11 protein-coding genes are annotated in these 12816 nt (G+C 73.7%); 4 read left to right on the top strand and 7 right to left on the bottom strand.

Annotated elements, in window-relative coordinates; translation table 11 throughout:
- Positions 1-238 precede the first annotated feature (238 nt).
- From ACIP98_RS27255 to ACIP98_RS27245, 3 genes are all read right to left on the bottom strand, one after another.
- Positions 239-2536: an ABC transporter permease gene (locus tag ACIP98_RS27255; protein WP_319664020.1), complete on the bottom strand. Its 2298-nt coding sequence runs from the start codon at positions 2534-2536 to the stop codon at positions 239-241.
- 65 nt (positions 2537-2601) lie between these two features.
- Positions 2602-3288, bottom strand: a complete 687-nt coding sequence (locus tag ACIP98_RS27250) for an ABC transporter ATP-binding protein (RefSeq protein WP_319663922.1) — start codon at positions 3286-3288, stop codon at positions 2602-2604.
- Complete coding sequence (locus ACIP98_RS27245) at positions 3285-3809, bottom strand: PadR family transcriptional regulator (protein ID WP_319663921.1); 525 nt, start codon at positions 3807-3809, stop codon at positions 3285-3287. Before ACIP98_RS27245 ends, ACIP98_RS27250 begins: the two co-directional genes overlap by 4 nt.
- A gap of 119 nt (positions 3810-3928) precedes the next feature.
- On the opposite strand from ACIP98_RS27245, the gene ACIP98_RS27240 reads away from it, so the two are divergent.
- Positions 3929-4765 (top strand): polysaccharide deacetylase family protein, encoded by an 837-nt coding sequence (locus ACIP98_RS27240; RefSeq protein ID WP_319663919.1) that lies wholly within the window; start codon positions 3929-3931, stop codon positions 4763-4765.
- A gap of 371 nt (positions 4766-5136) precedes the next feature.
- Positions 5137-6135 carry an alpha/beta fold hydrolase gene (locus tag ACIP98_RS27235; RefSeq protein WP_401978403.1) on the top strand — a complete coding sequence of 333 codons (999 nt, stop codon included), beginning with the start codon at positions 5137-5139 and terminating at the stop codon, positions 6133-6135.
- Between the two features lie 37 nt (positions 6136-6172).
- Here ACIP98_RS27235 and ACIP98_RS27230 read toward each other — a convergent pair whose 3' ends face one another.
- The 4 genes from ACIP98_RS27230 to ACIP98_RS27215 form a co-directional block, all read right to left on the bottom strand.
- Positions 6173-8302, bottom strand: a complete 2130-nt coding sequence (locus ACIP98_RS27230) for a SpoIIE family protein phosphatase (protein ID WP_401978402.1) — start codon at positions 8300-8302, stop codon at positions 6173-6175.
- A gap of 824 nt (positions 8303-9126) precedes the next feature.
- On the bottom strand, positions 9127-9597 hold the full coding sequence (locus ACIP98_RS27225; protein ID WP_401978401.1) for a Fur family transcriptional regulator: 471 nt from the start codon (positions 9595-9597) through the stop codon (positions 9127-9129).
- Positions 9594-9836, bottom strand: coding sequence for a DUF2180 family protein (locus ACIP98_RS27220; protein ID WP_319663915.1), 243 nt, complete (start codon positions 9834-9836; stop codon positions 9594-9596). Before ACIP98_RS27220 ends, ACIP98_RS27225 begins: the two co-directional genes overlap by 4 nt.
- A gap of 102 nt (positions 9837-9938) precedes the next feature.
- A complete protein-coding gene (locus ACIP98_RS27215) occupies positions 9939-11159 on the bottom strand; it encodes a PucR family transcriptional regulator (protein WP_401978400.1) in 1221 nt (406 codons plus the stop codon).
- 329 nt (positions 11160-11488) lie between these two features.
- Here ACIP98_RS27215 and ACIP98_RS27210 point away from each other — a divergent pair, with 329 nt between their 5' ends.
- Positions 11489-11881 (top strand): hypothetical protein, encoded by a 393-nt coding sequence (locus ACIP98_RS27210; RefSeq protein ID WP_319663912.1) that lies wholly within the window; start codon positions 11489-11491, stop codon positions 11879-11881.
- Positions 11882-11907: 26 nt separating this feature from the next.
- Complete coding sequence (locus ACIP98_RS27205; RefSeq protein WP_319663911.1) at positions 11908-12777, top strand: alpha/beta hydrolase; 870 nt, start codon at positions 11908-11910, stop codon at positions 12775-12777.
- Positions 12778-12816 lie beyond the last annotated feature (39 nt).

Genomic DNA, 12816 nt, shown 5'->3' with positions numbered 1-12816 from the left:
TGTAGTCGTGCGGCAGGCGCAGCCCGAGCCATTCCTCGACCGCCGGCCAGTCGACGGCGACGGGCAGGGGCGGGCGCCTCGGGTGGGGGCCGGTGAAGGCCGTGCTGTCCGCGGTGGTGCACAAGGTGGTGTGCTCTCCTGCCGGAAGCCGCCCCTGACGGGGTGATTCCTCCCCGTGCGGAGATCACCGCGTCCACCGGCCCCCGTACATCCGTGGCGTGCCCGTTCAGCGGTTCGGTCACTCCGTGCGCAGGCCGTCGGGCCGCATCATGCGGACCAGGGGCGGCAGGCTGAGCGAGGTCACCAGGAGGACGACGCCCGCCGCGATGCCGGCCATCGCGGCGACTCCCGGCCAGTCCACGCCGACCGCGGCGTTCACCATGCGGAGCAGGACCGCGCCCAGTCCGATGCCCACGGCGCAGGCGAGTACGAGCCCGAGGGCGACGGGTAGCGCCGTCTGCCACAGGACGGACAGGCTCAGCGTCCTGCGCCGGGTGCCGAAGGCGACCAGCATCGACAACAGCCTCCGGCGCTCGCGCAGTTGCTCCAGCTGGGACACCAGCAGGCTGGCCCCGATCAGCAGCAGCACGCACGTGGCACCGACGAACAGCCCGGTACGGATGGCGCTGAAGCGCCGCGACTGCTCGGTGGCGGCGAACGCGACGGGGGACGCCAGGGGGTCGATCCGCGCCGCGGTGTTCCGCAGCAACTCCCGCGCGTCGGGCACGGCCGGGTCGAGGGAGACGTACACCTTCCCGGTGAGTGCCGCCGTGGCGGTGGCGGGGAAGGCGCCGGGGGTCACCAGCACGCCGCCGCGCTCGTACCCGGAGGGATCGCTGCGCAGGCCCGCCGTCCTCAGGGCGCGCGGCAGGCGCCAGGGCACCCGCAGTCCGGCGGCGCCCTGCTCGTAGCCGGGGTCCACATAGACGAGCCTGCCGGGGTGGGCGAGTTCGGCGGTGTCCTGGTCGTACTCCCGGTTCCCGATGACGAAGGCGTCGCCGTCGCGGCAGGAGGGCAGTTCGGCGACCTCGCGCAGTGCGTCGCAGTTGCCCACCGTCAACTCGACGTAGCGATCCGGGGCGGTGGGCCGCTCGCCGAGCACGCCATCGGCCAGTCCGGTGGCGGAGCGCACTCCCCGGGTGTTTCCCAGACGCCGTGCGGCGTCGTCCACGGGATCGGCCGCGGGCAGCGCGACCACCATCTGGGCACGCTTCAGGTCCTGGCCGGTGTGCCGGGTGTAGTCGGCCTCGACACCGGCGAACAGCATCTGCAGCGCGACGGCGCCCGCGACCGCCACCGCGATGCCGTTGACCGTGCGGGCGGCGGTACCACTGCTCAACTGGAGCCTGCGGACGGCGAGCTGCCAGGAGGGCCAGCCCGCGCCGAGACGGCCCACGACCGCCTCGACGATCCACGGCAGCAGGGCCGTCACGCCGACGAGCAGCAGGACCGTGCCGCTGATGACCATGGCCTGGTTGAAGTTCCCGCTGTCCCTGCCCTGACCCATCATGGGGGAGAGCAGACCGAGGCCGCCCAGCGGCACCAGCAGCCGCCACCACAGCCGGCGCCGGGGCGGCCTGGCGGTGCGGACGACACCCAGGGGTTCCACGACGACGCCGCGCAGGGCCAGGAGAGTCACGGCGACGGCGGCCACCGGGACCGCGACCAGCACCAGGGCGGCGAGGGCGGGCACGGGATCGACGTCGCCGGGGAACACGTCGACGCCGAACACCGTGAACCGGGCGACCAGTGCGCGGCCGAGTGCGAACAGCGCGCCGCCGAAGGCGAGGCCGCCCACCGCTCCGGCCAGCGCCTCGCCCGCCGCGACGAGTCGTGCGGTGTGCGCGTCGGCGCCGACCAGACGCAGCGCGGCGAGCCGGCGGTCGCGCCGCTCACCGCCGAAGCGCACGGCGGCGGCGATGAACACCCCGACCGGCATCAGCAGCACCACGAAGACGATCAGGACCAGGAGCACCAGCACCGGATCGGGACCGCCGCCCGGGTCGCGGGAACCGAAGGCGTGGATCCGCTCGACCCGCCCGGCCTCCGTGCCGGGACGCAGGCCCGACGTCCCCGCGTAGTAGGCGAGTTCGCCCGGCCCGATCAGGCCGTCCTCGCCGATGGTCCCGGTGTCGCGGTACGGCAGCCGATCGCGCAGCAGCGCGCCGCCGGACGAGCGCAGCAGCCGCCGCAGCGCGGGGGAGACGGCCATCGCCCCCTGGTCGGGCAGCTCGGTCAGGCCCGGCGGCACGGGTGCGTGCGGTCCCTCGGGCTGCACCAGCCGGCCCCGGACGTCCGCTCCCCGGAACGCGGTGTCGGTGACGGCGATCAGCATCGTGTCGTCGGCCCGGTCGTGCACGACAGAGCGGGACGTCATGTCGTTACGGGCTCGCTCGCGGTCGTGCCGGTGGGACAGCACGGTGGGGATCGCCGTGGTGAGCAGCAGCAGCGTCACCCCGAGGCCCACGCCGACAGCGGTGAGCAGCGTGCGCGCCCAGCCCTCGCGGCCGCCGGTCACAGCGAACCGGGCGCCCATCGCCAGGTCACGGAGACGTCCCTGACGCGTCGCGCGGCCGCCGGCGCGGCCGGTGGTGCGCCCCGTCACGCGACACGCTCCATGTCCTGGGTGCGGCCGTCGCGCACGACGACCTCGCGGTCGGACCAGGCGGCCACTCGCGCCTCGTGCGTGACCAGGACGACGGCAGCCCCGGTGTCGCGCGCCGCGGCGGTCAGCGCGTCCATGACGCGTTCGCCGTTGAGGGAGTCCAGGGCGCCCGTCGGCTCGTCGGTGAAGAGCACACGCGGCCGGGTGACCAGCGCGCGGGCGACCGCGACGCGCTGCCCCTGGCCGCCGGATATCGCGCCTGGCCTCCGGTCGGCCACGTCCGCGACCTCCAGGCGCCGCAGCCACTCCGAAGCGGCCCGCGCGGCCTTCCCGCGTGGTGTGCCGCCGAGCCGCAGCGGCAGTGCCACGTTCTCCGCGCAGGTCAGTTCGGGCACCAGCTGCCCGAACTGGAAGACGAAGCCGAAGTCCGCGCGGCGCAGCGCGCTGCGCTCGGCGTCCTTCATCGCGGACACCTCGCGTCCGTCGTACGTGATCGTGCCGGCGTCCGGCAGCACGATGCCGGCCAGGCAGTGCAGCAGCGTGGACTTGCCCGAACCGGACGGGCCCATGACGGCGACGCTCTCGCCCGGCCGTACGGAGAAGTCCGCCCCGGTGAGTGCCGGTGTGCTGCCGAAGGTCTTGTGCAGGTCCGTCGCGGTGAGGAGCGGTCGCGGGTCGTTCACGGACGGACCTCCCCGGCCAGCCGGTCCAGGCGGGCCGCGGTCAGTTCCAGCCAGCGCAGGTCGGCTTCCAGGTGGAACAGGGCGTGGTCGCAGATGAGCTGGTCGGCGAGGTCGCCGGTGCGCTTGCGCTCGGTGAGCGTCCGCATGAGCCGCAGGTGCTCGGACCGCTGGACGTCCAAAACGCCCGCGGCGTCGCGTTCCGTCAGCAGGGCGAGGACGACCTTGGTGTAGAGCGTCGACTGCAGGTAGGGCTCGGGCTTCTCGGGCGTCTCGAGCCAGCGCCGGACGTCGGTGACGCCGGCGTCCGTGATGGCGTAGCGCTTGCGTTCCGGGCCCTCCCCGGGCTCTATCGCCTCCACCTCGACCAGGCCGTTCCTCAGCAGGCGCGACATCGTCGAGTACACCTGCCCGTAGTGCAGCGGGCGGTCGTGGCCGAATCGTTCGTCGAAGGCGCGCTTGAGGTCGTAGCCGTGGCGCGGACCGGATTCCAGGAGGCCCAGAAGGGCGTGACCGATGGACATGGGTGTCACTATACACACGATGTATACACCGCATGTGGACGCGGTCCGCCCGGTGCGCAACCGCCGTGGGGCGACCCCGTTATGAACGTCCGGTATACGTGGTGTGTATAGTCCCCGGCATGCACTTCTCCCCCCTGCCCTCCCGTCTGTCCGCCCGCACCCGACCGGCTTCGGCGACGTTTCGCCGATCCGTGACCGCCCTGTCCGCCGCCGCGGTGGCCCTGACCCTGACGCTCACCGGTTGCACGAAGGTGGAGACCACCTCGCCGAGCACGGTGCGCGACGCGGCGGGAAGCCACGGCACCGGGCGGTTCGGGAGCGTCGACTGCCGCAAGGCCAAGTGCATCGCCCTGACCTTCGACGCCGGTCCGAGCGCGAACAGCCCGCGGCTGCTGGACATCCTGAAGGAGAAGAAGGTGCACGCCACCTTCTTCCTCCTCGGCAAGAAGCACATCGACCGCTACCCGGAGACGGTCAAGCGGATGGCGGCCGAGGGCCACGAGGTGGCCAGCCACACGTGGGACCACAAGATCCTCACGGACCTCGACGCCGCGCAGATACGCGAGGAACTGAACCGTCCCGACGAGGCCATCGAGCGTCTCACCGGCCGCCGCCCCACCCTGGTGCGCCCGCCGCAGGGCCGCACCAACGACACCGTCCAGGGGGTCGTCCGCGAGCTGGGGCTCTCCGAGGTGCTGTGGAGCGTCACCGCCAAGGACTACGAGACCAGCGACTCCGCCCTGATCACCAAGCGGGTCCTCGACCAGGCGGACCGCGACGGCATCATCCTGCTCCACGACCTCGTCCCCGCGGCCGGCTCCCCCGGCTACCGGGGCACCCTGACCGCCGTGCCCGGCATCATCGACGGGCTCAGGCACCGCGGATTCACCTTCGTCACCGTCCCGCAGCTGCTCGCGCCGGGCACCCCGGCCCCCGGCGCCGTCTACCGGCCCTGACCCGCGCCGTCGCGCACCGCGCGGCGGCACGGAGGACCTGACGCGGGCATTCCACCGCCGGGGAGCGAGGCCGCCGACCGGAAGCGGGGTCGCACCGACGCCGCCGGACCGCCGGCCGGATGCCGTCTCCCGCGCGCCGGGGGCGATGGGGGGGCACGGCGCGCCCTGGCCCGCAGGGCTCCGGCTGCGGCATTCCGACAGCGCGATGATCCGCGTCCACGGAGCTCACCGGTCCCTTCCCGGAGCCCCCGGCGCGCCGGACTCACCCGGATGCCACGCCGTTTTCACCCGGTCGGACAGCATGGCCGCGCCCGGCCCCGCCGATGCCTGAACGCTGGTGTGCCATAGGCCCCAAGGGAAGCGAGAACGGCATGACGGCATCTCCGGTCCTCGGCTCACAGCGGCGTGCACGGCGCTCGCACCTCGCCGCGGCGGCGTGCGCCGCGGCCCTGTGCGCGGCGTCCGCGGCCCCGGCCGCCGCCGACGGCGACACAAGCGCCACCAAGCCCACCGTCGTCCTGATCCACGGGGCGTTCGCGGACGGCTCCAGCTGGAACGGGGTCGCGGAACGGCTCGAACGGCGCGGCTACAAGGTCATGGCGCCCGCCAACCCGCTGCGCGGCCTGTACAACGACGCGACCTACATCTCGTCGGTGCTGGACAGCGTCAAGGGCCCCGTGGTGCTGGCCGGCCACTCCTACGGCGGCGCCGTGATCAGCTCGGCCGCCGTCGGCCACCCCCAGGTCAAGGCGCTGGTCTACATCGACGCCCTGATGCCCGACGTCGGCGAGAGCGGGGCGTCGCTGGCCGCCCGGTTCCCCAGCGCCCTCGGCACCGCGACCAGGTCCGTCCCGTACCGCGAGGGCCACGGACAGAGCGGCACCGATCTGTACCTCAAGCGCGACAAGGTGTACCCGGTCTTCGCCGCCTGCCTGCCGGAGCGCCAGGCCAACCTGCTGGGCGTCACCCAGCGGCCCGCGGCCACCACCGCCTTCTCCGAGACGGCCAAGGTCGCGGCCTGGAAGACCATCCCGTCCTGGGCCATGGTCGGCCGCCAGGACATGACCATCAACCCGGAGCAGGAGCGCTTCCAGGCCCGCCGTGCCCACTCGCACACGGTGGAGATCAACTCCTGCCACGTCTCCCTGATCGCCCACCCGGACGCCGTCACCGACCTGATCCTGCAGGCCGCCACCGCGTCCGGGTCCGGGTCCGGGTCCGGGGCCGCGTCCGGCCCGTCGCTGGCGGACACGGGTTCCGCCGCGCCCCGGCGGGAACTCACCGGCCTCGGCGGCATCGCCGGTGTGTCCCTGGTGGCCGGCGCGGGCGCCCTCCTCGTCGGCCGCCGGCTGCGCCGCCGCTTGCGCTGACCGCCGTCCCGGGGAGCGCGCGGGCCGGGACGGCCCGTCAGCGCTCCTCGGGGCCGACCAGCAGGAGGGCGATGTCGTCGCGGCCCCGGTCCGAGCCGCGCGCCTCGCGGATCAGTCCGTCCGCGAGCGCGTCGAGGGAATCCGTGGGTGCGGCGGCGAGACGGTCGGCGAGTTCGTGGACGGCGGTCCCGATGTCCGTGCCGGGGCGCTCGACGAGGCCGTCGGTGTACAGCAGGAGCACTGCCCCCGGCGGGAACGGGATCTCGGTGGCCGGGTACCCGGCGTCGGCCTCGACGCCGAGGAGGATCCCCGACCGCGCTCGCACGATGTCGGCACCGCCGCCCGGACGGCGCACGATCGCGGGCAGGTGGCCCGCGCTGGCCACCGTCGCCCGCTGCCGCGGGAGGTCGAGCCGCGCGTACAGACAGCTGGTGAACAGATCGGTCTCGAGGTCCTCGAACAGCCGGTTGATGCGCGCCAGGACCTCACCGGGCGGAGCGCCGGTGCTGGCGTGGGCGTGGACGGCGGTGCGCACCTGGCCCATGAGAGCGGCGGCACCGACGTTGTGCCCCTGGACGTCGCCGATCACCGCGGCCGCCGCGGAGCCGTCGAGGCGGATCAGGTCGTAGAAGTCGCCGCCGATGTCCATCCCGCGGGTCGCGGGCAGATAGCGCGCCGCCACGCGCAGCCCCGGGACGTCCGGCAGGGATCGCGGCAGCAGCGCGTTCTGCAGCACGTGCGCGAGCCGGTTCTTGGCGTCGAAGAGCCTGGCGCGTTCCAGTGCCTGGGCGATCATGCCCGCGAGCGAGGTGAGCGCGGCGCGGTCGTCAGGACCGAAGGTGCGGCCGTCGGCGTAGCCGAGGACGCAGTAGCCGATCGTCCGTCCTGAGGCGTTCAGCGGCAGGAAGGCCCAGCCGTCCATCTCCCGGTAGAGGGCGATGTCGGGGTGGGCGCGGCGGAGCTCGTCCGGCCGGGAGAAGAAGGCGGGCTCGCCCGTCTCGACCACCCGTGCGCCCTGGGTGCCTGCCGCCAGCGGCAGGTGCTCGAAGTACGCGGTGCTGCTGGGCGAGAACCCGCGGGTGGCCAGTATCTCGATGCGTCCCTCGTCGGCGGTCAGCAGCCCGAAGCCGTCGGCGCCGAGCACGGGCATGATCTGGTCGGTCACGGCCGCGGTCACGTCCTGGAGGCCGACCGCCTCGGTGAGCCCTGCCGAGATGTAGAGCAGGTGGTACAGCGCGCCGGCCCGGGAGGGCGCCGTCGCCGAGGGGGCCGAGCGCCAGGCCGGGCTCCCCTCCGGCGCCCCGGCCGGCCAGACCCGGACGCTGATGCCCGTGGCGTCCGGGCTCAGCAGGAACGACAGCCAGCGGTCCGGTGGACGCAGGGCGGTGAACTGCGAGGGCAGCCGGCTGAACAGTGCCCCGAGATACGGATCCTCGTACGCCGGATCGTCGAGCCAGGGCAGGGTCTCCCAGGGACGGGTGCGCATGAGGTCGGCCTTCGTCCGGCCCAGCAGCTCCGCCGCGCGGGCGTTGAGGAAGGTGATGCGGCCGTCAAGGTCGAGCGAGAACACCCCCACCTCCAGGCGCTCGGCGAGATCGGCCGCCGCCTGGGCCTCGGCGGGCGGGCGCCGTGCGGGGGCTTCGGCGGGCAGCACCCGGGGCGCGGGCGCCGGGCGCAGCGCGTCACCGCTCGCGGCGGCGCGGGCCAGTGCCCGGCTCATCCGGTCCGCGGCGGCGGTGACGGCGGACTCCTCGCCGGGAGTGAGCCGTTCGGCCCGGGTGCCCGGCCACAGCATCTGCAGCGCGCCCCACTTCGTGCCGTCCGTGGCCAGCGGCACGACGATCATCGCCAGCTCGTAGGGCAGGGCGTAGGCCGTGCGCGCGAACCGGCGGGCGAGTTCCGCGTGGCCGCGCACCCACACCGGGCGTCCCTCCCGGACAGCCGTGGCCACCGGGACGGGAGCCGCCAGCGCGAGCCGGGACCACGGCCTGACCACCCGGCCCGACAGACCCGTCACCACCTCCATGCGCAGTGCCTGCTCCTCCGGGACCAGGAGGAACACGGCCGCCGCGTGCGACCCCGTGGCCCGCACCGCCTCGGTGAGTGCGCGGTCCAGCTCGGCGGCCGCAGGGGAGCCGTCCGGTTCCGGAGGCTGCCCGTCCGTCATCGCCTCGCCTCCTGGCGGCACCGCGCGCGGTCGCCGCCGGGGAGCGTCGGAGCGGCGCGACCGGGGGTCTGCCATAACGGGACGATATCCCCGCCACCCACCCGGGGCATCCGGGCCCCATGGGGAGCGAGGCACCCCATGGGGACGGTCACGTCGCGGCGGGCACCTCGTGGAAGGCCTCGGGGGGCGGGGGCGGGTGTGGACGGTGTCGACCAGCGCCTGGGAGCCGACGCCGATCGGGGCCGCGCCGAGGACATGGTCGCTGCCCGCTTCGATCACGAACTTCATGCGGCCCCGCTCCCACGCGGGACGGCGCGCCGGCTGCGGGTGCGGGCGCTGGGGACGCGACGCCACGTGGCGGGCGAGGCGGACCGGGTGGACCTGTTCCGCGGTCACTCCGCGAGGGGGCCGGGCCCCAGCGCAGCCCAGCGCAGATCCTGCCGGGCGCGCTGCCGGAGGTCGTCCATGTGCCCCTGGCGCCGGTCCCCCCGGTCCCTCGGACCGATGAGCGCGTTCATGCGGGGCGCGAGGCCCCCGCGCCGGGGCCACGGCTTGAGCAAACGATCCCGGACGCGTGGTGGAACGTCGTGCTGACGAGGGTGCCGCGCGGCACCCCGGGTCTCGGCCCAGGACGCCGTGTGCACTGTGCCCGCGATCCGCCGTCCCGGGCGACAGCCGGGGAGTCCGTCACGGGGCTGCGGATGCCGCTCAGGACCGGGATCGGCGTCGTTCCTCGGCCGGGCCTTCCGGGTCGCGACCGGACCACGGCCGCCGGGACGCGCGAGTCGGCCCGCGCGAACGGGAGCGCCGGGGCGTGGCGGGCGCTACGACTCGGTGGCGGTCCCGCCCCGGCACGACGCGCACAGGCCCCACCAGATGATCTCGGCCTCGTCGATCACGAAGCCCTTGTCCTCCACCGGTTCCAGGCAGGGGGCCACGCCGACGCTGCAGTCGACGTCCTCGATCAGCCCGCAGCCGCGGCAGACCAGGTGGTGGTGGTTGTCGCCCACGCGCAGTTCGAACCGCGCGGGGGAGCCGGCCGGCTCGATGCAGCGTATGAGCCTCGCCCGGGTCAGGTCGTCCAGCACGTTGTAGAGCCCCTGCCGTGACAGGCGGCCGCCCGCGGTGGAGCCGGGGCCGATGCGGGCCTCCAGCTCCGAGGCCGTGGAATGGGGGTGTCCCAGCAGCGCCGTGAGGATGGCCCGGCGCTGTGCGGTGCTGCGCAGCCCCTTGCGCTTGAGCAGGTCGCCCGCCGCATGCCCCGCGGCGCCGTCCGCCGGTGTGGGCGAGGTCAATTCTGACCCGCCCCGGCGAAGTCGCCGCTGGTGGCGGACGTCTCGGCGGCGCGGCAGGTGGTGCAGACGAGCCTGCGTGCCGGAAGGCGGCTCGTGGCCCGCCCCAGTCCGTTCGGCTGGTGGACGAGGTGCCGGATGACAAGGGAGTGGTCCGCGCAGACGAACAGGTTGCAGCGGGAGCAGATGCCGATTCCCTCGGTGTCCCGGCGGGCTTCCTGGAGGCAGTCGTAACACTTCACGTGGGCTCCGTGCGGGGGGAGTGGGGGCGGGGGAGGCGTCCGCGCAGGCGGCGGCACGCCTCCACGGCGGTCCTTCGACCGTAGGTCGCAGAATGGACTCAGTCACATCTGATGGGGCCGTTCGTGGCCGCAGCCCTCGAATGCCCCGGCCTCCAGCAGGCCGAGCCCCAGCAGGCTCGCCGACAGGCCGGGCCAGGTGTGCACGTCCCAGCCGGTCAGTTCCCGCCAGCGGGCCAGGCGGTATTTCACGGTGTTGGGGTGCAGGTGCAGCGCCCGGCCCGTCGCGGTGAGCGAGAAGCCGTGGTCGGCGAAGCCCCGCACCGTGACGGCGAGGTCGGGGTGGGACGCGGCGGGCTCCGCGGCGGCCTCGAGCAGCGGCATGAGTCGGCCGGCCTGCGGGAGCAGCGTCGCCGCGAGCCATGCGCTGCCGAAGGACACGGCTTTCCCGTCGGCGCCCGCCAGCGCGAGCGCCTCCTGGGCGTCGACGATGCTGGCGGCCGCCCCGGCGAGTCCGGAGCGCACCAGCCCGGTGCCGATCCGCAGCCGCGGGTCATGGCGGCGCATCGCCTCGACCAGGACCTCGACCGGCATGGACTGCACGACCGCCACCATGGTGGCGCCCCGGTTGGCGCACCGCATGTTGCCCGTCCTGCGACCGACGCGCCCGCGCAGTTCGGCGAGCTGCTCGTCCGCCCAGGCCACGGACGGGGCGCACACCGCCTGGAAGGTCCCGGCCGGGTCGAAACCGAGGGAGTGCGCGAGCCGGGCCACGTCCACCTCGGCGGGCGACGGGGCGTACAGGGCCTCGAAGAACCGGTAGGTCAGGCCGAGTTGGGCCGCTTCCTGGGCCCGGATCGTGTCGTTGTAGGCCTCGGCCGCGGCGCCGGTGGCCTGCTCGACCCAGGTCCACACGGTGCCGACCAGGCGCACCAGCTGCCGGCTGAGGTTCTCGCCGCGCGCGTCGGCGCGGGTCAGCAGGACGTTCCAGATCTCCCGGTAGCCCACGTGGAAGGCGCCGATCAGGGCCTGCAAGGGCAGGCCCTCCAGGGCGCGGTCGCGTCCCAGGGCGCGGGCGTGCTCGCTCTCCTCCGGCGAGGGCCCGCGCCGGGTGATCAGGCCGGTGAGGAGCCCGGCGAACTGCTCGCGGACGCCCGCCTCGTGCTCGTCGCGCGGCACGATGTGGTACTCCGGGATCTCCTCGCGGATGCGGTCGACGATCCCCGCGGTCAGCCGGGGCACCTCGGTCCTGACCGACGTGCACAGATCGGCGAGGGCCTGCCAGTCCTCCCGCACGGGGCGTGCGGGAGGGGATGCAGTCGTCATGGCGGCTCACCAGCTCTTTCCGCGAACGGACGCCCTCCCACCATAAGCCCGTTCACGGCCTTGTTCACGTGGTGTGGCCTGCGTCTTTGCGCATTCCACAGGGTGCCGGCCGGGTAATTCTCGCTTTCGGTGAGCCGCACGGCCCGGCGACGGAGAAAGCTCGACAGCACGTCCCCTTCCCGGGGAGACGGGGTGTGGCCTTCGGCCTGCCGGGTGGGCCTGGGAGGGCGGTGCGGCGTGGTCGCGGGCCGAAGCCACCGCAGGCGGTATTGGCTGGGCGGGAAGTGACGTGGTGCGACCAGGACGCGGTGCGACCGAGGAGTGGACTCATGGCGACAGCGACGGAGAGCGGCCCGGTGGCGGAGTTCCGCCGGCTCAGTGACGGTGACCCCGAGGTGCAGGCCCACGGCGCCTACTTCTCCTGCACGTACCTCCTCGACATGGAGCGGCACAGCTTCCTGGTGCGGATGCACCGCGGCCGGGTGGAGGAACTGGTCACGGACCCGGAGCCGCTGACGGCGTACGACTTCGCGATCAGGGCGAGCGCCGGGACCTGGGGCGAGTTCTGCAAGCCAATGCCGAAGCCGATGTACCACGGCATCTGGGCGGCGACCTTCCAGCGGGACATGCGCCTGGAGGGCGACCTGCTGGTCCTCATGCAGAACCTGCGCTGCCTGACCCGGCAGCTCGAACTGCTCCGCGTCACCGGGCCGCTGGGCTGACCCGCCGCCTGCCGAAAGGACCCCCGATGAGCACTCCGTCCCGCATCTCGCCGGTGACCGGCCACTACGTGACGATCGACGTGGAGGACGTCCAGTACAAGGTGTTCTACCTGGAGAGCGGCCAGGGCCAGCCGCTGGTCTGCCAGCACACCGCCGGCTGCCACAACCACCAGTGGATGGGCCTCCTGGAGGACGGGGAGATCACCGCGAACCACCGCGTCATCGCCTACGACCTCGCCCGTCACGGCAAGACCGACCCGCCGCTGAACAAGGAGTGGTGGAAGGAGGAGTACAAGCTCTCCGCCGACCACTACGTCGCCTTCATCACCGCCTTCTGCGACGCGCTCGGCCTGGACGACCCGATCTTCATGGGGTCCTCCTTCGGCGGCAACGTGGCCCTGCAGCTGGCCCTGCGCCATCCCGACCGCTTCAAGGCCGTCATCCCGGTCGAGGGCGCCGACTACTCGCCCGGCTTCTACCTCGACTGGTGGCAGCACCCGCACGCCAACGCCGCCCAGGTGTGCGCCAGCGGCGTCTGGGACCTGATGGCCCCGCAGTCGCCGGACAAGGACCGGTGGGCCACCTGGTTCTACTACAGCCAGGGCTCGGAGGCGTTCAAGGGCGACCTGTACTTCTACTCCGTCGACCACGACCTGCGCGGCCGGCTGGGGGAGATCGACGGCGAGCGCTGTCCGGTGATCATGATGACCGGCGAGTACGACTACCTCACCACGCCCGAGGACGGCGCCCGGACCGCGGAGCGGATCCGGGGGGCGGAGTTCATCGAGATGAAGGAGATCGGGCACTTCCCGATGAGCGAGAACTACCCGCGCTTCGCCGGGTACCTCAAGCAGGCGCTGCGCCGTATCGAGGAGCGCACCGGCGCCTCGCACTGACCGTCCGGGCCGGCCCCCGGGCGGCAGATGGGTGGGGCG

The organism is Streptomyces sp. NPDC088354 (genome assembly GCF_044753585.1).
In the GTDB taxonomy this organism is placed as follows: Bacteria; Actinomycetota; Actinomycetes; order Streptomycetales; family Streptomycetaceae; genus Actinacidiphila.
This window is presented reverse-complemented; position numbering and strand designations above follow the sequence as displayed.

Bases quoted from the DNA above. Each gene is read 5' to 3' on its own strand.
- ACIP98_RS27235 (WP_401978403.1), top strand. From the start codon at position 5,137: ATGACGGCATCTCCGGTCCTCGGCTCACAGCGGCGTGCACGGCGCTCG.
- ACIP98_RS27205 (WP_319663911.1), top strand. From the start codon at position 11,908: ATGAGCACTCCGTCCCGCATCTCGCCGGTGACCGGCCACTACGTGACG.
- ACIP98_RS27245 (WP_319663921.1), bottom strand. From the start codon at position 3,809: ATGTCCATCGGTCACGCCCTTCTGGGCCTCCTGGAATCCGGTCCGCGC.
- ACIP98_RS27240 (WP_319663919.1), top strand. From the start codon at position 3,929: ATGCACTTCTCCCCCCTGCCCTCCCGTCTGTCCGCCCGCACCCGACCG.
- ACIP98_RS27215 (WP_401978400.1), bottom strand. From the start codon at position 11,159: ATGACGACTGCATCCCCTCCCGCACGCCCCGTGCGGGAGGACTGGCAG.
- ACIP98_RS27230 (WP_401978402.1), bottom strand. From the start codon at position 8,302: ATGACGGACGGGCAGCCTCCGGAACCGGACGGCTCCCCTGCGGCCGCC.
- ACIP98_RS27255 (WP_319664020.1), bottom strand. From the start codon at position 2,536: ATGGGCGCCCGGTTCGCTGTGACCGGCGGCCGCGAGGGCTGGGCGCGC.
- ACIP98_RS27210 (WP_319663912.1), top strand. From the start codon at position 11,489: ATGGCGACAGCGACGGAGAGCGGCCCGGTGGCGGAGTTCCGCCGGCTC.